Origin of the sequence: Curtobacterium sp. MCBA15_016, assembly GCF_001865105.1 — a bacterium.
GTDB lineage: Bacteria > Actinomycetota > Actinomycetes > Actinomycetales > Microbacteriaceae > Curtobacterium.
This window is the reverse complement of the sequence record NZ_MJGR01000056.1, coordinates 47438-65843: the sequence shown is the minus strand read 5'-3', so window position 1 is coordinate 65843 and position 18406 is coordinate 47438. Positions and strand designations below refer to the sequence as shown.

19 protein-coding genes and 1 pseudogene are annotated in these 18406 nt (G+C 71.9%); 9 read left to right on the top strand and 11 right to left on the bottom strand.

The genetic code is table 11. From position 1 onward, the window contains the following. Positions 1 to 410 (bottom strand): annotated as a pseudogene (locus BIV03_RS17480) (hypothetical protein); the annotation flags it as partial. 209 nt (positions 411 to 619) lie between these two features. Between BIV03_RS17480 and BIV03_RS17475 the strand changes: the two are divergent. From BIV03_RS17475 to BIV03_RS19930, 6 genes are all read left to right on the top strand, one after another. Further along, positions 620 to 3091 (top strand): phosphoketolase, encoded by a 2472-nt coding sequence (locus tag BIV03_RS17475; protein WP_070417183.1) that lies wholly within the window; start codon positions 620 to 622, stop codon positions 3089 to 3091. Positions 3092 to 3221: 130 nt separating this feature from the next. Next, positions 3222 to 3539 (top strand): hypothetical protein, encoded by a 318-nt coding sequence (locus BIV03_RS17470; protein WP_139202059.1) that lies wholly within the window; start codon positions 3222 to 3224, stop codon positions 3537 to 3539. Beyond that, positions 3526 to 3741 (top strand): hypothetical protein, encoded by a 216-nt coding sequence (locus BIV03_RS19285; RefSeq protein ID WP_139202058.1) that lies wholly within the window; start codon positions 3526 to 3528, stop codon positions 3739 to 3741. The genes BIV03_RS17470 and BIV03_RS19285 overlap by 14 nt, the downstream gene beginning before the upstream one ends. Before the next feature lie 34 nt (positions 3742 to 3775). Continuing rightward, positions 3776 to 4459 carry a fumarylacetoacetate hydrolase family protein gene (locus BIV03_RS17465; protein ID WP_071296593.1) on the top strand — a complete coding sequence of 228 codons (684 nt, stop codon included), beginning with the start codon at positions 3776 to 3778 and terminating at the stop codon, positions 4457 to 4459. Between the two features lie 159 nt (positions 4460 to 4618). Beyond that, positions 4619 to 5581, top strand: coding sequence for a sugar phosphate isomerase/epimerase (locus tag BIV03_RS17460; RefSeq protein WP_071296592.1), 963 nt, complete (start codon positions 4619 to 4621; stop codon positions 5579 to 5581). Between the two features lie 10 nt (positions 5582 to 5591). Further along, the gene (locus tag BIV03_RS19930) at positions 5592 to 5768 is read left to right on the top strand and encodes a hypothetical protein (RefSeq protein WP_175475953.1); all 177 of its coding nucleotides are present in this window, start codon (positions 5592 to 5594) and stop codon (positions 5766 to 5768) included. Positions 5769 to 5795: 27 nt separating this feature from the next. On the opposite strand, the gene BIV03_RS19280 is transcribed toward BIV03_RS19930, so the two are convergent. The 6 genes from BIV03_RS19280 to BIV03_RS17435 form a co-directional block, all read right to left on the bottom strand. Further along, positions 5796 to 6125 carry a hypothetical protein gene (locus BIV03_RS19280; protein WP_071296591.1) on the bottom strand — a complete coding sequence of 110 codons (330 nt, stop codon included), beginning with the start codon at positions 6123 to 6125 and terminating at the stop codon, positions 5796 to 5798. Next, positions 6122 to 6691, bottom strand: coding sequence for a hypothetical protein (locus BIV03_RS17450; RefSeq protein ID WP_071296599.1), 570 nt, complete (start codon positions 6689 to 6691; stop codon positions 6122 to 6124). Before BIV03_RS17450 ends, BIV03_RS19280 begins: the two co-directional genes overlap by 4 nt. Continuing rightward, positions 6688 to 7302, bottom strand: coding sequence for an RNA polymerase sigma factor (locus BIV03_RS17445; RefSeq protein ID WP_254790954.1), 615 nt, complete (start codon positions 7300 to 7302; stop codon positions 6688 to 6690). The genes BIV03_RS17450 and BIV03_RS17445 overlap by 4 nt, the downstream gene beginning before the upstream one ends. Before the next feature lie 176 nt (positions 7303 to 7478). Beyond that, positions 7479 to 7634: a hypothetical protein gene (locus BIV03_RS19925; protein ID WP_175473746.1), complete on the bottom strand. Its 156-nt coding sequence runs from the start codon at positions 7632 to 7634 to the stop codon at positions 7479 to 7481. A 135-nt stretch (positions 7635 to 7769) separates the two neighbouring features. Then, on the bottom strand, positions 7770 to 10292 hold the full coding sequence (locus tag BIV03_RS17440; protein ID WP_071296590.1) for an ATP-dependent DNA ligase: 2523 nt from the start codon (positions 10290 to 10292) through the stop codon (positions 7770 to 7772). Next, a complete protein-coding gene (locus tag BIV03_RS17435) occupies positions 10289 to 11179 on the bottom strand; it encodes an SDR family oxidoreductase (RefSeq protein ID WP_071296589.1) in 891 nt (296 codons plus the stop codon). Before BIV03_RS17435 ends, BIV03_RS17440 begins: the two co-directional genes overlap by 4 nt. A 106-nt stretch (positions 11180 to 11285) precedes the next feature. Here BIV03_RS17435 and BIV03_RS17430 point away from each other — a divergent pair, with 106 nt between their 5' ends. Continuing rightward, on the top strand, positions 11286 to 12263 hold the full coding sequence (locus BIV03_RS17430) for a Ku protein (protein WP_071296588.1): 978 nt from the start codon (positions 11286 to 11288) through the stop codon (positions 12261 to 12263). Between the two features lie 73 nt (positions 12264 to 12336). Further along, positions 12337 to 12918, top strand: coding sequence for an antibiotic biosynthesis monooxygenase (locus BIV03_RS17425; RefSeq protein ID WP_229086508.1), 582 nt, complete (start codon positions 12337 to 12339; stop codon positions 12916 to 12918). Here the strand turns inward: BIV03_RS17425 and BIV03_RS17420 are convergent. Genes BIV03_RS17420 through BIV03_RS17405 form a run of 4 tightly spaced genes read right to left on the bottom strand, consistent with a single transcriptional unit; the run spans position 12915 to position 17165 of the window. Further along, complete coding sequence (locus tag BIV03_RS17420) at positions 12915 to 13850, bottom strand: Ppx/GppA phosphatase family protein (RefSeq protein WP_071296586.1); 936 nt, start codon at positions 13848 to 13850, stop codon at positions 12915 to 12917. The genes BIV03_RS17425 and BIV03_RS17420 overlap by 4 nt on opposite strands. 50 nt (positions 13851 to 13900) lie before the next feature. After that, positions 13901 to 14758: a ribokinase gene (locus tag BIV03_RS17415; protein ID WP_071296585.1), complete on the bottom strand. Its 858-nt coding sequence runs from the start codon at positions 14756 to 14758 to the stop codon at positions 13901 to 13903. Then, positions 14755 to 16164 (bottom strand): MFS transporter, encoded by a 1410-nt coding sequence (locus BIV03_RS17410; RefSeq protein ID WP_071296584.1) that lies wholly within the window; start codon positions 16162 to 16164, stop codon positions 14755 to 14757. Before BIV03_RS17410 ends, BIV03_RS17415 begins: the two co-directional genes overlap by 4 nt. A gap of 5 nt (positions 16165 to 16169) precedes the next feature. Next, positions 16170 to 17165: a nucleoside hydrolase gene (locus tag BIV03_RS17405; RefSeq protein WP_071296583.1), complete on the bottom strand. Its 996-nt coding sequence runs from the start codon at positions 17163 to 17165 to the stop codon at positions 16170 to 16172. A gap of 179 nt (positions 17166 to 17344) precedes the next feature. Between BIV03_RS17405 and BIV03_RS17400 the strand changes: the two genes are divergently transcribed. After that, positions 17345 to 18343, top strand: coding sequence for a LacI family DNA-binding transcriptional regulator (locus tag BIV03_RS17400; protein WP_254790952.1), 999 nt, complete (start codon positions 17345 to 17347; stop codon positions 18341 to 18343). Positions 18344 to 18406 lie beyond the last annotated feature (63 nt).

Sequence of the window (18406 nt, the reverse complement as noted above, 5' to 3'; positions counted from 1 at the left end):
AGCGTGACCGTCGTCTCACCCGCGGTGAGGGTCAGACCCGAGTCGTCGTGGTTCAGCAGACCCTGCACGTACGGACGGTAGTCACCGTCCGGCGACCAGTACGTGACCGAACCGGACGTGATCGGGAACGACACGGACCCGTCGGCGAGCTTGGCGTCACCGGAGACACCCGGGGTCAGCTTCAGCGCGGTCAGGGCGTCGGTGAAGCCGGAGTCGAGCTTCACGGCGGTGTCGCCACCGAGGACCTCGGGCACCGACGCGACGGGGCCGGGGATCTTCGACGAGGACGACGACACGGTGTGCACCGACGGGGTCGAGGCCTGCGCCGAGGTGATGCCGAACGCGGCACCACCCAGCACGAGCGCACCCGTCGTGGCGAGCGTGATGGAGGTCTTCAGGGACTTGCGCATGGGTTGGGTCCTTTGCTGTCTCGGGGGCTCCGGCCGGTGGCGACGTGCTCCTGTGCACGCGCCGTGCTGTGTGCTTGCTGTGGCCCGGCCGTTCGTGACCGGAGAGCGCCCTGGGCGTTTGCCCTTGTGACATGCATTCGGCACCCCCTGCCGAACGGTTTGGAAGTTTTTCTGGGATTCCCCCGCGACCGCCTCCGTACCGTGGGGGCATGGCCCCCGCATCCCCCTCGAGCACCGACCGGATCCGCGCGATCGACGCCTGGTGGCGCGCCGCGAACTACCTCACCGTCGGGCAGATCTACCTGCTCGACAACCCGCTGCTCGACCGCTCGATCACGCCGGACGACGTGAAGCCCCGGCTGCTCGGACACTGGGGCACCTCGCCGGCGCTCAACCTCGTCTACGCGCACTGCAACGCGCTCATCGCCGAGACGGACCGGCAGCTCCTGTACATCTGCGGGCCCGGTCACGGCGGTCCCGCGATGAACGCGAACGCGCTGCTCGACGGCACGTGGGGCGAGCTCTACCCGGACATCACGCCGGACCCGGACGGGCTGCGGCAGTTCTTCCGGCAGTTCTCCTTCCCCGGTGGGATCCCCTCGCACGCGGCGCCCGAGACCCCGGGGTCGATCAACGAGGGCGGCGAGCTCGGCTACTCCCTCGCCCACGCGTACGGAGCGGCACTCGACAACCCGGACCTCGTCGTCGCGTGCGTCGTCGGCGACGGCGAGGCAGAGACCGGGCCGCTCGCCGGATCCTGGCAGGCGCACACGTTCCTCGACCCGGTGTCGGACGGCGCCGTGCTGCCGATCCTCAACCTGAACGGGTGGAAGATCGCGAACCCGACGGTCCTCGCACGCATCCCGCACGACGACCTGCACGCCTACTTCCGTGGGCTCGGGTACGAGCCGATCGTGGTCGACTCCGCCCGCGTCGACGACGACCCGTTCGCCGTGCACGCCCTGTTCGACGGTGCGCTCCGGCGTGCACTCGCGACGATCGACGACATCCAGGCCGCGGCCCGCGCCCAGGCGCAGCGAGCGGCCGCCGGGCAGCCGGCCGGTGCTGCGGACCTCCGACCGCGCTGGCCGATGATCATCCTCCGCACGCCCAAGGGCTGGACCGGCCCGAAGGTCGTCGACGGCCAGCAGGTCGAGGGGACCTTCCGCGCCCACCAGGTCCCCCTGCCCGCCGTCCGCGAGGACGACGACCACCGCCGGCAGCTCGAGGAGTGGATGCGGTCCTACCGCCCGGAGGAGCTGTTCGACGACGACGGCCAGCCGATCGGCATCCTCACCACCATCCGGCCCACCGGCGACCTGCGGATGAGTGCGACCCCGCACGCGAACGGCGGCCGGCTCCGCACCGCACTCGACCGCCCCGGGCTCGAGGAGTTCGGCGTCCCCGTGGGCGAGGACGCGAGCGCCACCGGCACGCTCGGCCCCTGGCTCGCCGCACTCATCCAGCGGAACCCCTCGTCCTTTCGGCTCTTCGGCCCGGACGAGACGGTGTCGAACAAGCTCGACGCGGTCTTCGACGTGACGTCGCGCGTCTGGCGTGCCCAGCGTGGCGTCGGGGACGAGCACCTCGGCGCACACGGTCGGGTCACCGAAGTGCTGTCCGAGCACCTGCTCGAGGGGATGCTCGAGGGCTACGTGCTGAGCGGCCGCCACGGTGTCCTCAACACCTACGAGGCGTTCGCGCACATCATCGACTCGATGGTCGGCCAGTACGCGAAGTGGCTCGAGTCCTCGACGGACATCGACTGGCGGGCACCCGTCTCGAACCTGTCGATCCTGCTGTCGTCGCACGTCTGGCGCCAGGACCACAACGGCTTCTCGCACCAGGACCCGGGGTTCCTCGACGTCGTCGCGTCGAAGCAGCAGGACCTCGTCCGCATCAAGCTGCCGGCCGACGCGAACACCCTGCTCGCCGTCGCCGCGCACGCACTGGAGACGACCGACCGCATCGAGGTGATCGTCGCCGGCAAGCACCCCGAGCCGGTGTTCCTGTCGCTGCCCGACGCGGTCGAGCACGTCGCCGCGGGGCTCGGGGTCTGGGACTGGGCCGGCACCGAGGAGTCCGTCGGCCGCGTCGACGTCGTGCTCGCCTGCGCCGGTGACGTCCCCACCGTCGAGGCCGTGGCCGCCGCGGACATCATCCGCCAGCACGCTCCCGAGGTCGGCGTCCGTGTCGTGAACGTCGTCGACCTGCTGTCCATCGGCGACCCCCGGAAGCACGAGCACCCGGTCCCCGACGAGCGCTACGACGAACTGTTCCTGCCCGGCACCCCGACCGTCTTCGCGTTCCACGGGTACCCGTCCCTCGTGCACCAACTGACCTACCGCCGGAACGGGCACGACGACCTGCACGTGCACGGGTTCCTCGAGCAGGGCACGACGACGACCCCGTTCGACATGCTCATGCGCAACGAGATGGACCGGTTCGCGCTCGCGCACGACGCCCTGACCCGGGTGGACGCGTCGGCGCACGACGCGCTGCGCACGCGGCTGTCCGAGGCCCGCACGGCGGCCCGCGAGTACGCGTACACGAAGGGCGAGGACCACCCGAGCGTCGGTGCATGGCGGTTCTCGGGGTGGCCGCAGGACGAGGCGGCATCGGAGGGCACGGGTGGCGACCCGGGCGAGGGGGAGACCGAGGGGGCCGCGCCCGGCAACTGACGCGCGTCCGCGCACTCCTCCACATCCAGGAGGCGCGGATCACGTTCCACAGGACCGGTCCCGCTCGGCGCGGGGCCGGTCCTGTCGCGTCAGGGTGGTCGGCATGGATGCAGGCTGGACGAGCGCGAGCGTGTCGTTGCTCAGCGCCCTGGTGGCGGTCGCGAGCGTGGTGGTGACGGTGGTCGAGGGGCGTCGGGCGCGGCGGAATACAGAGTTCTTGGGGCATCGGGACCACTGGTGGCAGCGTTGGTCGTGGGTGGTCGAGCGGGCGTTGTCGGCCGATGAGCGACGCCGTGACGCGGCCGCTCTGATGACCCATGCACTCATGACTCGTGCATGGGCGACGGACGACGACGCCTGGGTGGAAGAAGCGCTCGAACAACACGAGGAGAACGCCACACGGGAGCGGCGGATCGACGAGGAAGGACCGGAACGTGATCACGGATGAAGACGACCTGCGCTTCAAGCAGCGCCTCGATCGGATGGAACGCAGAGTTCCTCGGCTGATGGCGCACCCGCACTACGGGCCGCTCATGGTCCAGGAAGGCCGTGTCGAACGACTCGAGGAGATGCGCATCGAGTGGCGCGAACGACAGGAACGGGCACGAGCACGGAAGCTCCGGTGGGAGGCCTCGATCAGCGAGGGCTGACCGAGCACCGCGCTGCCGGTGGCACGCTGGACGGGTGAGCGACCTCGTCATCCCGGCCCCGACCCTCCCGACCGTCCCCACCACGACCGGCGGACGCTTCCCCGTCCGGCGGGTGTTCTGCGTGGGCCGCAACTACGCCGCGCACGCACGCGAGATGGGCCACGACCCGGACCGCGAGCCGCCGTTCTTCTTCACGAAGCCGGCGGGCGCGGTGGTGACCGACGACGCGGACACCCCGTACCCGTCCGTCACCGAGCGCCTCGAGCACGAGGTCGAGCTCGTCGTGGCGATCGGTCGCGGTGGAACGGACATCCCGGTCGACACGGCCCTCGACCACGTCTGGGGCTACGCCGTCGGGATCGACCTCACGCGGCGCGACCTGCAGGCCGAGGCGAAGCGGCTCGGCCGCCCGTGGGACACCGCCAAGGGCTTCGACGCCTCGGCCCCGGTCGGCGCGATCGTCCCCGCACCCGACGTCGACCCGACGTCGGGCACGATCGAGCTGCGGGTGGGCGGTGAGCTCCGACAGTCCGGGGACCTCGCCGACCAGATCTGGTCCGTCGCCGAGACCATCGCGGAGCTCTCGCGGTTCGTGTCCCTCGCTCCGGGCGACCTCCTGTTCACCGGCACCCCGGACGGTGTCGGGGTCCTCGCCCGCGGGGACCTCGTCGAGGGCACGATCGCCGGCGTGGGCTCGGTCCGGACCGTGATCGTGTGACCCCACGCGTTTCCCCCGTGTGTCGGCGGCCTGGGAGGGCTCGCAGCACCACCGAGTAGCAATGTCTCGACGCCGCTGCGGGGTGCGCGGTGTCGCCACACTGGGGACACCCGACCGCGACGGGGCGGGGCGGCGTGTCCGGAGAACGGAGGTGCCGCCGTGCAGGAACACGACCTGCTCGCGACGTCCTGGACATGGGCCGGGACCGAACCGATCGGCGAGCGCATCGACGCCGTCGGTGCTGCCGGCTTCGCCGGACTCTCGCTGTCGCTCGGTGACCTGCACGAGGTGCGGGCGACGATCGGGTTCGCCGCCCTCCGCCGCATGCTCGACGGTGCGGGGATCGTCTGGGTCCAGCTGGGACCGCTCGAACGCTGGTGGACCTGCTCGAACCACACCACCGACCAGGACGCCGACCGCGGTGTGGTGCTCGAGGCCGCCGCGACCCTGAGCGCCTGGCAGGTCGTCGCGCGTGCGGACGTCACGCTGCCCGGCGTCTCGCCGTCCGCCATGGTCGACGACTGGAACGAACTGGCCGGGCAGGCCGCGAAGGTCGGTGCGCAGCTCGTCCTCGAGCCCGAGCCGTGGTCGAACCTGCCGACGGTGGAGCGCGCGTCCCGATTCGTCACCGCCGCCGGTCACCCGAACGGCGGACTCCTGGTGGACGTGATGCACGCACTGCGCGGCGGGTCCACGCTCGCCTCCATCCGCGAGGGCGTCGCGCCGGCGTCGCTCGCTGCGGTCGAGCTGAGCGACGGCCTGCTCCACACGCCGACGGGCATGACCCTCGCCGAGGAGGCCCGCGAAGCACGCCACCTGCCCGGAGCCGGCGCCTGGGACGTCCCGGGGTTCGTCCGCACCGTACGCGACCTCGGGTTCGACGAGCCGTGGGGCGTCGAGGTCCGGACGGCAGCACACCGGGCGATGCCGATCGGGGACGCCCTCCGGACCGCTGCCGCGGCGACCCGGGCGGTGCTCGACGCCGCCGACGCCTTCGGGACGCCCGCCGTCCCCGCGATGCCGACGACCCCGGCGCCGACCTCGGCGGTGGACTTCGAACCGCCGGCTGCTCCCCCGCCGAGCGGCCGTCGCCGCGACGCCGACTCAGGAGCTCCGGCGTAGCGTCACCGGCATGACCGACCAGCCAGCACACGACGACGACCTGCTCCGCCGCTCCCAGGAGTCCATCGACGAGGCGAAGGCGGCTGCGGCCGAGGTGGTCGAACCGGACGAGGACGACCTCATCGCCGAGGACCTCCCGGTCGCCGACGACGCCGAGCCCGCCGACGGTCCCGCGCCCGCTCCCTGAGTTCCCCCGGCCGGTGGTCGTCGGCGCTCAGTCGATCTCGACGACCCGCACGGTGACGTCCGACGGTCGACGTCCCAGCAACGCCGTCCCCTCGGCGACCACCGCGTCGCGGACGCTCCGGACGACCCCGAGCGTCGGGACCCGCCGGTCCGTCGTCACGACCACGCGGATCCGGGCGCCCTCGCGTCGGTCCTGCACGAGGACCGCGCCACCGTCTCGGGGCAGGTCGAGCACCGAGTGGACGTCGCGGACGAGCGTGGCGAGGTTCGGCCCCGGTGGCAGCACCGAGCGGACCCCGGGGACCCCGAGCACGACCGCGGTCAGTCCGCGCGAGACACTGCGCACGTCGTCGGTCACGGTCGTCCTCCCTCGATGAGGTCCGCCACCCGCACCACGAGCGACCGCACCACGAACGGTGCGTGCGCCGCGAGCGCGTCCTCGATGATCGACCGGAGTGCCTCGGCGCGGAGGTGCACCGGCCCGTCGGCGCTCGCAGCGATCGACACCTCGACGTCGACCGATCCGCCGGCCGTCCCGACGTCGCCCGTGAATCGGGTCCGTCGGACGACCACGCCGGGTACCTCGTCGCCGAGAGCCCGCACGAGTCCGCGGAGTGCGCCTTCGGTCACGACGAGCGTCGACGCGGGGTCGTCGTCCGGGACGGGGATGTCCCGGCCCGCGTGCGCCGTCGTCCGCACCGACGCGAGCACGCTGGCGATCCAACCGGCGTCGGCCCCGGCGGCCTCCGCGGCCTCGGCGTCGAGCAGGTCTCGCGAGGCCGTCCGCAGCGACTCGAGCCGCACCAACGCGGCGGACGCCTCGGGGTCGCCGTCGATGTCCGGCCGCGCCGGGGTGCGGTCGGTGTCCAGGTAGTCGGAGAGTTCCTCGAGGGTGAACGCGCCGAACCGTTCGTCGTCGGTCATCGCCACCCCTCCATCTGCTCGAGGACACGACGTCGTGCCCGCGCCAGCACCCCGCGCACCGTCGCCTGCGGCATCCCCGTCGCCTCGGCGATCTCGGCGTACGACGCCCCACCGATCTCCCGCATCACCCAGACGGCACGGTGCGCGTCCGGGAGTGCCTGCACGATACGCGCGAGTTCCTGGACCTGCAGCCGCGTGCTGACGACCTCGTCGACGGGGCGGTCGTCGGCCGAGTCGACCACCGCTTCGAGGTCCAGGTGTGGATGCCGCCGACGGAGGCGGTCGAGCGCCTTGTTCGCCGCGATCCGGAACAGCCAGTTCCGCACACGGTCGGGGTCGTCCACCCGGTCGATGCGCTGCCAGGCCTGGAGCGCCGCCTCCTGCACGGCGTCCTCGGCCTCGCCGTCGCCGTGTCCGAGGATCCGAGCGGCGTAGGCGCGCATGTGCGGGCCGTAGCGGCGGATCAGCACCCCGAACGCGACCGTGTCGCCGTCGGCGCTGCGCGCGACGAGAGAGGCGTCCGACAGGGACGCCACGGCGTCAGCGTCGCTCAGGGTCGGCTCCTCGTCGATTTTCTTCGGTTCTCGCGTGACGATCGCGGTCGTCGTCACGTCTTACGTACGGGTCTACCAGGAGCGCGGTGCGTGCCTGGTGCGAAGCGCGTCGTGACCGGTCATCCCTGAACGACCGGTCACGGCGCCCCGACGGCGGCCCGTGCGTCCCCTGATCCGGCGCACGGGCCGTCTTCACCCGTCGATGCCCCGGGTGTGTCGTCGTTCTCCGGGTGCTACTCGTCGACCTCGTCACCGAGGAAGTCCGCGTAGGTCACCTCGGACTCCGTCACCGCGACCCCCGGGTCCACGGGTGTGCGCGCCGATCGGTCCCCTGCGATCGTGACTCGTTCCTCCGCGGTGAACGGGGGCAGGTACTTGCTCGCGCTCATGCTCGCGCCCTTTCGTCCCGGCGAACGTAACAGCCCGTACCGGAATCCCGGGGGATCGCCCCCGATTCGTCCCCCGGTCGAGGGTGGAACGGGGGACGGAAGTTCGCCCCGGGCTGACCCCATGCGGATGCATGCTCACGATTCCCGGACGACGTCCCCAGGGTCCTTGTCCACCCGCCACCCGCGCCACGAGGGCTGTCGCAACCGGCCGTCCGAGGTCCACTCGGCGAACTCGACCTCGCCCACGCGCTTCGGCGTCACCCAGTGCGCGTCGCGGGCATCGGGCCGAGGGACGTCGACGAACGGCGAGGTCTTCCGCTCGAGTGCGGCGAGCGTCGCACCGATCTCGTCGAGGTCGCGATCGCGGAAGCCGGTGCCGACCTTCCCGACGTACTGGAGCCCGCCCGGCCCCGGGACGCCGAGGAGCAGCGAGCCGACCCCACCCGCACGCCGACCGCTCCCCGGCTTCCACCCGCCGACCACGACCTCCTGCGTGGCGTGGTGCTTCAGCTTGAGCCACGCCTCGGATCGCCGACCCTCGGCGTACTTCGACGTCCGCTTCTTCGCGACGACCCCTTCGAGTCCCTGCTCCGCCGAGTCCGCCATCGCCCGGGCGAGGTCGCCCTGGTACGCGGGCGGGACGTCGATCGCACCGCCCGGTTCGACCACCGTCTCGAGCGCCTGGCGACGCGCGTCGTACCCGAGGCGGGTGAGCTCGTGCCCGTCCGCCTCGAGCACGTCGAAGAGCAGCAGCCGGACCGGCGTCTCCCGCCGTGCCGCCTCGGCCTCGCGCGACTTCATCAGTCCCATCCGGTTCTGCAGCAGCTGGAACGAAGGCCGCCGCCGATCGTCGAGGGCCACGATCTCGCCGTCGAACACGCCGTCCACCCCGGCGCGGTCGCCGAGTTCCTGGAGCTCGGGGTACTGCACCGTCAGGTCGTTGTCGTTGCGGCTGCGGAGTGTCACCGAACCGTCTCGGACGGTCGCGAGCGCGCGGATGCCGTCCCACTTCATCTCGAACGCCCAGTCCGACTCGTCCAGCGTCGGCTCGCCCTTCGCGAGGGTCGCCTGCATCGTGCGGCGATCAGCCGGAGCGGTGTCCGACGCGGCCGTCCGGTCGATGCGCGCGGTCGGGTCGCCGCCGGCGGGTGCGGGTCGGGAGGCGCGGCTCGTCCCCGCCCCGTTCCCGCCGTCCGCCAGGCGGTCCGGCTGGTCCTTCGTGCGGTGGATGAGCCAGTTCTTCTCGTCGCCGTCGCGCCCACGACTCCGCCCGCGGGTGTGCAGCAGCGCCAGTCGGCGAGCGCCCCCGGTCCGGCCGTGCAGGGTGACGATGACCTCTTCGCCCTCGCGCCACTTCTCGAGCTCGTACGTGCCGTCGTCCCAGATCGTGACCGTGCCGCCGCCGTACTCGTCCTTCGGGATCGTGCCCTCGAACGCGCCGTACTCGAGCGGGTGGTCCTCGGTCTGCACCGCCAGGTGGTTCTTCCCCGGGTCGGTGGGTTCACCCTTCGGCAGCGCCCAGCTGACCAGGACCCCGTCGTGCTCGAGCCGGAAGTCGTAGTGGTCGCGTGTGGCGTGGTGTTCCTGGATGACGAACGTCGGGGTGCCGTCCTTGCGGACCGTCGGCGCGTCCTCGGGCACGGGTTCCGGGGTCTTCGACGCGTCGCGCTTGGCGCGGTACGCGGCGAGCCGGTCGCGCGCGGGCTGCTCCGCGTCGTTCGCCTGCTGGGTCCGGTCGCTGTCCCAGTGACCGTGGTCGTCCCGTCCGACCGCCAACGAGGCGGAGGCGACCGGGTGCAGGTGGTCGCCCCGTTCCTCCAGGCGTTCGAGGACCTCGTCCAGGGTGAGCTGCGCGAGCCCGCGTTCGGTGAGTTCCTTCCAGGTGCGGGGCGCGGCGACCGTCGGCCGGTCACGGCCGCGCAGCGAGTACGGCGCGATCGTCGTCTTGTTGCCGTTGTTCTGCGACCAGTCGACGAACACCTTGCCCGTCCGCTCCGCCCGGCTCATCGAGGAGAGCACGAGGTCCGGCAGGTCCTGCTCGAGCGCCTTCGCGAGTTCGTGCGCCACCTCGGAGACGTGTGCGGTGGAGGCCCCGCCGTCGAGCGCGGCGTAGAGGTGGATGCCCTTCGACCCGGACGTGACCGGGTACGGGTCGAGCCCCATGCCGTGCAGGATCTCGCGCGCTGCGAGGGCGACCTCGACGCACTCCGGCAGCCCGACGCCGTCACCGGGGTCGAGGTCCAGGACGAGCCGGTCCGGGTTCTGCTGCCCGCCGCGGGGGCCGAACCGCCACTGCGGCACGTGCAGCTCCAGCGCGGCCTGCTGCGCCATCCACACGAGGGTCGGCAGGTCGTCGACGATCGGGTACTCGTTGTCGTGCTCGGCGTGGTGGATGGTGTGGTGCCGCACCCAGTCGGGCGCGGAGTCCGGCAGGTTCTTCTCGAAGAACACCTTGCCGTCGACGCCGTTCGCCCAGCGCTTCCGGGTCACGGGGCGGTCCTTCACGTGCGGGATCATCCACGGCGCGACCCGCTCGTAGTACTCGATCACGCGTCCCTTGGTGGTGCCGGTCTCCGGGTAGAGCACCTTGTCGGTGTTCGTCAGGGCGATGCGGCGGTCCCCCACCAGGACCACGGTCTTGCGCGAGGTCGGACTCACAGCGCCACCCCGGTCGCCCCCGCCACCGTGAGGGTCGTCCCCGACGTGTACGACGACTCGGGGCCGGCCAGGTACACGTACGCGCTGCCGAGCTCGACCGGCTGTGCAGGTCGGCCGAAGGGCGTGTCCTGACCGTAGGCGGCGATCTCGTCGCCCGGGTAGCTGATCGGCTGCAGCGGCGTCCACACCGGGCCCGGGACGACGGTGTTCGCCCGGATCCCCTTCGCCGCGAGCTGCCGCGCCAGCCCGTTCGTGTACGTGATGATGGCGGCCTTCGTCGCCGCGTAGTCGATCATCCGGTCCTGCGGTTGGTACGCGGACACCGAGCTCGTCGTGACGATCGCACTGCCGGGCGCCATGTGTGGAACGGCCGCACGCACCAGCCAGAACAGCGAGTACAGGTTGACCTTCATCGTGCGGTCGAAGTCCTCGGTCGACTGCGCCGTCACGTCGTCGTGCACCTTCTGGTGGCCGGCGACGAGGACCAGCGCGTCGAGCCCCCCGAGCTCGCTGACCGCGTCCCGCACGAGTGTGTCGCAGAACCCCTCGTCGGTCAGGTCACCGGGGAGCAGCACGGCCTTCCGTCCGAGGTCGCCCACGATGTCCCGCACGGCTTCGAGGTCGTCGCGTTCCTCGGGCAGGGCGTTCAGGGCGACGTCCGCGCCCTCCTTCGCCATCGCGATCGCCGCTGCCCGTCCGATGCCCGAATCGGCCCCGGTGACGAGCACGCGGTAGCCGGGCATGCGGCCCGTGCCGAGGTAGCTCGTCTCGCCGTGGTCCGGTGCCGGGTCCATCGCGCTCGCCAGTCCGGATCCCTTCTGCGTCTGGGCCGGGAAGGGCGGACGGGGAAACTGGTCGCGTGGGTCCTGCTTGTCGAGCTGGCTCATGGGCCCATGGTGCTCGCGCCGCGGCCACCGCGGTTCAGCGAAGCGGGATCTGTGGAGAACCCGTCCGCTGCGGGCGCTCCCGTGGAGAGACGGGCATCATGTGCCCATGAGGTCGATCTGGAAGGGCTCCATCGCGTTCGGGCTCGTCAACGTGCCGATCAAGGTCTACGCGGCGACCGAGACGCACGACGTGTCGCTGCACCAGGTCCACGACGAGGACAAGGGCCGCATCCGGTACAAGCGCGTCTGCGAGTTCGGCCACGAGGTCGAGTACGCCGACATCCAGCGCGCCTACGACGACGGCGACAAGACGGTGGTGCTCACCGCCGACGACTTCAAGCAGCTCCCCGAGGAGCAGTCGCACGAGATCGAGGTCCTCGAGTTCGTCCCCGTCGACCAGGTCGACCCGATGATGTTCGAGAAGTCCTACTACCTCGAGCCCGACTCCCGCTCCCCCAAGGCGTACGTGCTCCTGCGCGAGACCCTCGCGAAGACCGACCGGCTGGCGATCGTGCAGTTCACGCTCCGGCAGAAGACCCGGCTCGGCGTCCTGCGGGTGAACGACGACGTGATCCTGCTGCAGGGGCTGCTCTGGGGCGACGAGGTCCGCGCCGCCGACTTCAAGGGCCTGGACGCAGCGGTGAAGGTCAGCGCGAACGAACTGAAGATGTCGTCGTCGCTCGTCGACAGCATGTCCACGGACTTCGACCCCGACCGCTACACCGACGCCTACCAGGTGGAGCTGCAGCAGCTCATCGACGCGAAGCTCGAGTCCGGCGACGACATCGACACCGAGAAGACCTTCGGTGAGCGCTCCGAGGACGACGACGATGACGAGGGTGGCGACGTCATCGACCTGATGGCCGCCCTGCGCGCGTCGGTGGACAAGAAGCGGTCCGGGTCGGGAGGCCCGGGGTCGCGTTCCCGGAGCGGGTCCCGTTCCACGAAGCAGGACTCCACGGCCGACGAGTCACCGAAGAAGGCCCCGGCCGAGAAGGCACCCGCGAAGAAGACCCCGGCGAAGAAGGCACCCGCCAAGAAGCCGGCCGCCAAGAAGCCGGCCGCCAAGAAGCAGGCCAGCTAGCCGGACCGCGCGACACGAGCAGGAAACACGCGTCGGCCAGACTTGACGCATGACTCCAGAAGAGCCTGGGGCCTTGTCGTCGCCACCCGCGACCGATGGCCCGCCCGTCACCGTCTCCATCACCCGACTCGTCGAACCCGAACGGATCCCCGACGTCACCCGATGGGTGCAGTCCGGCGTGAACCTCGCCAACCGCTACCCGGGCTTCCTCGGCTCGGGCTGGGTCCGCTCGCACGCGACGAGCCGTGAGTGGCACATGCTCTACCGGTTCGCCGACCACGACTCCCTCGCCACGTGGGAGAACTCCGACGACCGGCTGCGGTGGCTCGACCTCGGTCGTGACCTCGTGGTGGAGTCCCGCGTCGAGAAGCGCACCGGGATCGAGGGGTGGTTCGACGCACCGGCCGATGCCCCGGCGTCGAGCGCACCGCCTCGGTGGAAGCAGGCCGTGAGCATCTGGCTCGGGTTCTTCCCGGTCAACCTGGCGTTCACGTACCTCGTCGGCTGGCTGGTCCCCGCGTTCGGCGCACTCCCCGTGCTGCCGCGCGTGCTCGTCACGACGCTCGTGCTCACGCCGATCATGACGTTCTGGGTGCTGCCGTTCGTCACGCGGATGATCCGCCCGTGGCTCCTCGCACCGCCGAGGAACGGCTAGCCGAGCACCGACAGCTGGTCGAGCCGCTCGAGGATCACGCCCTCGCGGAGCGCCCACGGGCAGATCTCGAGCGCCGGCAGGTCGAAGATGTCCAGGCAGGCCTCGGCGACGAGGGCTCCCGGCACCACCTGGTGCGCCCGGCTCGGCGACACCCCGGGGAGCTCGGCCAGCTCGGCGACCGACATCGTCAGGAGCGCCGGCAGCTTCGCGCGGAGCACGTCGCCGTCGAGCGCGCGCGGCACGAGCGGCCCGGCACCCGAGGGCGCCGCGCCGCAGATCCGTGCGATCGACCGGAACGTCTTCGAGGTCGCCACGGCACGGTCCGGCCGCCCGGCGCGCAGCAGCAGCCCGGCGTCGCGGGCGATCTCCACCCGGATCTCGTGGCGAATCCGGCGCACGTCGTCCTCGGTCGGGGTCCCCGCCGCGAAGTACGACCGGGCGAGCCGCGCGGCGCCGATCGGCATCGACCACGCGACGTCGGGCGCTTCGTCCGCTCCGCCGGCGATCTCGAGCGACCCGCCGCCGATGTCGAACACGGCCAGGCGACCGGCGGACCACCCGAACCACCGCCGCACGGCGAGGAACGTCAAGCGCGCTTCGTCCCCGCCGGACAGCACGGCGAGCTCGACGCCGGTCGCCCGTTCGACGTGGGCGAGCACCGCGTCGGAGTTCACGGCGTCGCGGACGGCCGAGGTCGCGAACGCGAGCATGTCCTCGCACCCGCGGTCCTCGGCGACGCGGACGGCGTCGGCGACGAACGAGGTCAGGGCGTCGACGCCCGCCTCCGTCACCGCGCCGGCGTCGTCGAGGTGCTCGGCGAGGCGCAGCGGTTGCTTGAACGACGACGCCGGCAGCGGGGCGGCACCGCCGTGGGCGTCCACCACGAGCAGGTGGCCGGTGTTGGACCCGATGTCGAGGACTCCCACGCGCATGCCACAACGCTAGTGGCCCCGTCGGACGGGCACGGTCCAGGAGGCGCGGTTCAGCCCCGCAGGAACGACTCCAGTTCCGCGGTGGTCGGGTACGACGCCTGCGCGCCCGCCTTCGTCGCGGCGTACGCCCCGACACCGACCGCGAACCGCGCGGCCTCGACCAGCGGGTCCCCGGCGGCGAGGCGGAGCGCCACCGCTCCCATGAACGCGTCGCCGCAGCCCGTGGTGTCCACCGGGTCGACCCGCACGGCGTCGATCGACACCGGCTCGGCGTCACCGTCGTGCACGACGCAGCCCGAGCCACCCCGGGTCACGATCGACCGTCGGACACCGTGCTCCCCGAGCTCGGCGGCCTCGTGCTCGTTGACGAGCAGGACGTCGGTCAGCTCGAGCAGCTCCGCCGGGACGGCACCGAACGGGGACAGGTTCGTGAGCACCGTGACCCCGGCGGCGTGCGCTGCGCGGGCGGCGGCCAGGACGACGTCGATCGAGACCTCGAGGCAGAGACCGAGCACGCCGGCACCGTCGAGGGCACCGGCGGGGACGTCGTCCGGGGTCAGCGTGCCGTTCGCGCCGGCGGAGATCACGATGGTGTTCTCCCCTGCGCGGTCGACGGTGATGACGGCGGTCCCGGTGGCCACGCCCTCCCGGACGGCGACGTGCGTCGTGTCGACACCCGCCGCCGCGACGGAGTCGCGCAGCAGTCGACCGTTCCCGTCGTCGCCGACCGCGCCGATCATGCGCACGGTGCCCCCGAGCCTCCCGGCAGCAACCGCCTGGTTGGCGGACTTGCCGCCTGGCAGGATCGCGAGGTCGGACCCCTGGAGGGTCTCACCGGGCTTCGGGAAGCGCTCCGTGCGGACCACCAGGTCCGCGTTGAGGCTCCCCACGACGACGATGCCGGTCATGCGGCGGCTCCTGTCTCGGCCGAGGCCGGGCGCGGGATGAGGAAGGACGTGGCGAGTGCCGCGCAGGTGATCACGGCACCGAGCAGCATGCCACCGGAGTACCCGGCGGTGCCCGCGGACCCGCCGGTCCCGAGCGCGATCTGCAGGGCCGGCAGGACGGCGAAGCTGATGCCGGCACCGAGGTTGAACGCACCGGCGTTGAGGCCGGGCAGGAAGCCGGGGTTCGACTCCGGCGAGAGCACGATGCCGAGCCCGTTCAGGATGATGTTCGCGATGCCGGCGTACGTGATGCCGATCAGCACGGTCGCGGCGATGAGCACCGGCAGCGAGTGCACGCCGACGAACGCCATGACGAGCGTCGCGACGATGCTCCCGATCAGGCCGACGCGCAGCACGGCGCGGTAGCCGAGGGTCGGCGCGAGCCGGCCGGCGAAGGGTCCGACGACCCAGCCGACCAGCGCGTACGGGGTGAGGAACGCGAGCGAGGCGAGGTCGGCCTCCATGCCGAAGCCCGCGTCCGGGTTCTGCGCGAGGCTCGTGACGAGGCCGTTCACGACCGCGAACACGCCCGTCATCGTGAGCAGGGTCGTGACGAGCAGGGCCCAGGTCGCGCGGCGCTTGAGGAACCGTGTCTCGACGAGGGGCTCGCGCACCCGCGACTCGACCGCCCAGAAGACGCCGAAGGCCACGAGGGCGAGGACGATGCCACCGACCACGAGGCCCCAGTCGGCGGCTGCGAGCTTGCCTGCCTCGTTGAACGCGGTGAGCAGTGCGCCGACGCTGACGACGAGCGGCAGGACACCCCACCAGTCCATGCGGGTGCCGGCCGACGGCTTCGACTCGACGCCCCACGCAGCGACCATCAGCGCCGCGACGACGGTGACGATCGCGATGACCCAGAAGATCCCGCGGAACCCGAAGTGCGTCGCGATCCACCCACCGGCGAGCGCGTCGACGCCCGCGATGCCGCCGTTCACCGCGGTGAGCAGGCCGAGGGCGGCTCCGTAGCGCTTCGGGTCGGCGATCTCGTTGCGGAGGATGAGCAGGCCGATCGGGACGACCGGGCCGGTGACGCCCTGGATCATGCGACCGACGAACAGCATCGGGACGTTGACCGCGAGCGCCGCCACGATGCTGCCGACGAGCATCACCGCAAGCATGCCGAGCAGGACGCGCTTGCGGCCGACGATGTCGGACAGGCGCGGCAGGAACAGCGAGAACAGCGCCGCCAGGGTGAAGAACAGCGTCTGCGACAGGCCGATCGTGGCGTCGTCGGTGCGCAGCTCGCGGGCCATCGTGACCAGGGCGGGGCTGAGCATGCTCGCGTTCAGCTGGAACGCGATGCAGGCTGCGAGGAGTGCGGCGGTGAGGGCGCCGATCGACTTCTTCGTCGATGTGGTGGTCATGGGGGTCAGTGCTCCGTGGTGGTCGTGGTGGCTGCGGTCCGGGGCGTCCAGCCGGTGTCCGGGGTCTCGCCGATGCGCTCGAGGGCGTCGACGACGAGGTCCCAGAACCGGCCGTGGTCGAGCTCCATCGCGGCGCTCGTGCGGCAGTCCTCCGGCGCGGGCGCGCGGAAGTCGGCGACGGTCATGCCGAGGGTCAGGGTGCCCTGCGTCTCGACGTGGATCGGGACCTTCACCGCACGGACGACGGTCGGGTCGATGACGTACGCGACGGCGCAGGGGTCGTGCACGGGCGGGGCGTCGAAGCCCTGGGCGTCCTTGTACGTCTGGCCGAAGAAGTCGAGCAGCTCGCCGACGAACGCGGCGGGGGCGGTGCCGACGGCGGCGATGCGCTCGGCGACCTCGGGCGTCGCGAGCGCCTGGTGCGTCAGGTCGAGGCCGACCATGACGACGTCCCAGCCCGCGTCGAAGACGATCGAGGCGGCCTCGGGGTCGATGACGATGTTGAACTCGGCGACCGGGCTCCAGTTGCCGACGTGCACCCCGCCGCCCATCAGGACGACCTGCTTGACGCGCTCGACGATGCGGGGCTCCTTGCGGGCCGCGAGGGCGATGTTCGTCAGGCCGCCGGTCGGCACCAGGGTGACCGTGCCGGGCTCGTGCGCAATGACGGTCTCGATGATGAGGTCGACCGCGTGCCGCTCGTCCAGCTCGAACGACGGCGAGGGGAGCATCGGCCCGTCGAGACCGCTCTCGCCGTGGATGTCACCGGCGACCTCGATCTCGCGGAGCAGCGGACGGTCGGCGCCGGCGGCGAACGGGACCCCGGTGATCCCGGCGATGCGGGCGACGGCGAGGGCGTTGCGGGTGACCTTCGGGAGCGTCTGGTTGCCGACGACGGTCGTCACGGCGAGGAGCTCGATGTCCGGGTTGCCGTGGGCCAGCAGGATCGCGACGGCGTCGTCGTGGCCGGGGTCGCAGTCGAGGATGATCTTCTCGGGCACGCGGGGCGCTCCACTTCTTCGGGGATCAGGAGGTCGAGGCTCGACGAGGTGGGGATCCGCGGCGAGGATCAGCTCCCGCGGCACGTCAAGCGTTTGACATGGAAACACGTCAAGCGCTTGACGTCAAGTCATCGGCGGCGGACCCGAACTGCGCGGTCCGCGCTCGGTAGCATCGACGCGTGCCATCCTCCGCCGCCCCCGGCCGTCGTGTGACCGCTGCGATGGTGGCCGAGCGCGCGGGGACGAGCATCGCCACGGTGTCGCTCGTCGTGAACGGCAAGGACCGCGGCCGGGTCTCCGTGCCGATCGCCACGAGGGTCCGCGACGCCGTCGACGAGCTCGGCTACGTCGTCGACCACGCTGCCAGCTCACTCGCGCGGGGCAGCGGCGACCTCGTCGTCCTGATCGCCCCCGACCTGTCGAACCCCTTCTTCGCCGAGGTGATCCGCGGCGTGCGCGACACCGTCGGCGACCGCTTCCAGCTCGTGCTCTCCGTCACGGAGCGCGGGGCCCAGCCCGTGGCCGCCGACGTCCGACGGTTCGAGCGGCTCCGACCGGCCGGCATCCTGGTGGACGCGCCCGCCGCCGACGAGACGATGACCGCCACCGTTCCCGTGGTGCTGCTCGACGCCCCCGGCGGACCCGAGGCCGTCAACTACGACCTCTCCCCCGGTGTCCACGAGCTCGTCGCCCACCTGCACGAGCGCGGGCACCGGCGGGTGGGGTACCTCGACGGGACCTCGCGGGCTGCGACGTTCGGCGTCCGTCGGGAGCTCTTCGAACAGGAGTGCACGGCCGTCGGCATCGAGGTCTCCGAGGTCACCGCCCGCGCCGACCTCACGGTGGACGCCGCGGCCTCGGCGACCGAACACGTCCTCGAGGCCTGGCAGGACGACGACGTCACGGCGATCGTCGCGGCTGCCGACACCCTCGCGTACGGGGTGCTCCGGGTCGCCGGGCAGCTCGGCATCGCGGTCCCCGGGGAACTCGCCGTCGCGGGGTTCGACGACCTGCCGTCGTCCTCGGTCACGGCACCGGCCCTGACGAGCGTCGCACTCCCCGGCGCGGACCTCGGCCGGGCCGCGGCGCTGCGGTTGCTCGCGACGCTCGACGGCACCGCGCCCGAGGCTGCGGCGCTCCCCACGCGCCTGGTGCGCCGCGCGAGCACGGGCGCGTAGCGCGCGCCGCGGCTGCGCGCGGGCGCCGCGCGCGGAAACGATCTCACGCGCTCACCGACACCT

Coding starts and splice junctions, on each gene's coding strand:
- BIV03_RS17420 (WP_071296586.1), bottom strand. CDS start 13,850: ATGCGCGTGGGAGTCCTCGACATCGGGTCCAACACCGGCCACCTGCTC.
- BIV03_RS17450 (WP_071296599.1), bottom strand. CDS start 6,691: ATGACCGACGACGAACGGTTCGGCGCGTTCACCCTCGAGGAACTCTCC.
- BIV03_RS17430 (WP_071296588.1), top strand. CDS start 11,286: ATGAGGTCGATCTGGAAGGGCTCCATCGCGTTCGGGCTCGTCAACGTG.
- BIV03_RS17415 (WP_071296585.1), bottom strand. CDS start 14,758: ATGACCGGCATCGTCGTCGTGGGGAGCCTCAACGCGGACCTGGTGGTC.
- BIV03_RS17435 (WP_071296589.1), bottom strand. CDS start 11,179: ATGAGCCAGCTCGACAAGCAGGACCCACGCGACCAGTTTCCCCGTCCG.
- BIV03_RS17475 (WP_070417183.1), top strand. CDS start 620: ATGGCCCCCGCATCCCCCTCGAGCACCGACCGGATCCGCGCGATCGAC.
- BIV03_RS17410 (WP_071296584.1), bottom strand. CDS start 16,164: ATGACCACCACATCGACGAAGAAGTCGATCGGCGCCCTCACCGCCGCA.
- BIV03_RS19925 (WP_175473746.1), bottom strand. CDS start 7,634: ATGAGCGCGAGCAAGTACCTGCCCCCGTTCACCGCGGAGGAACGAGTC.
- BIV03_RS19930 (WP_175475953.1), top strand. CDS start 5,592: ATGACCGACCAGCCAGCACACGACGACGACCTGCTCCGCCGCTCCCAG.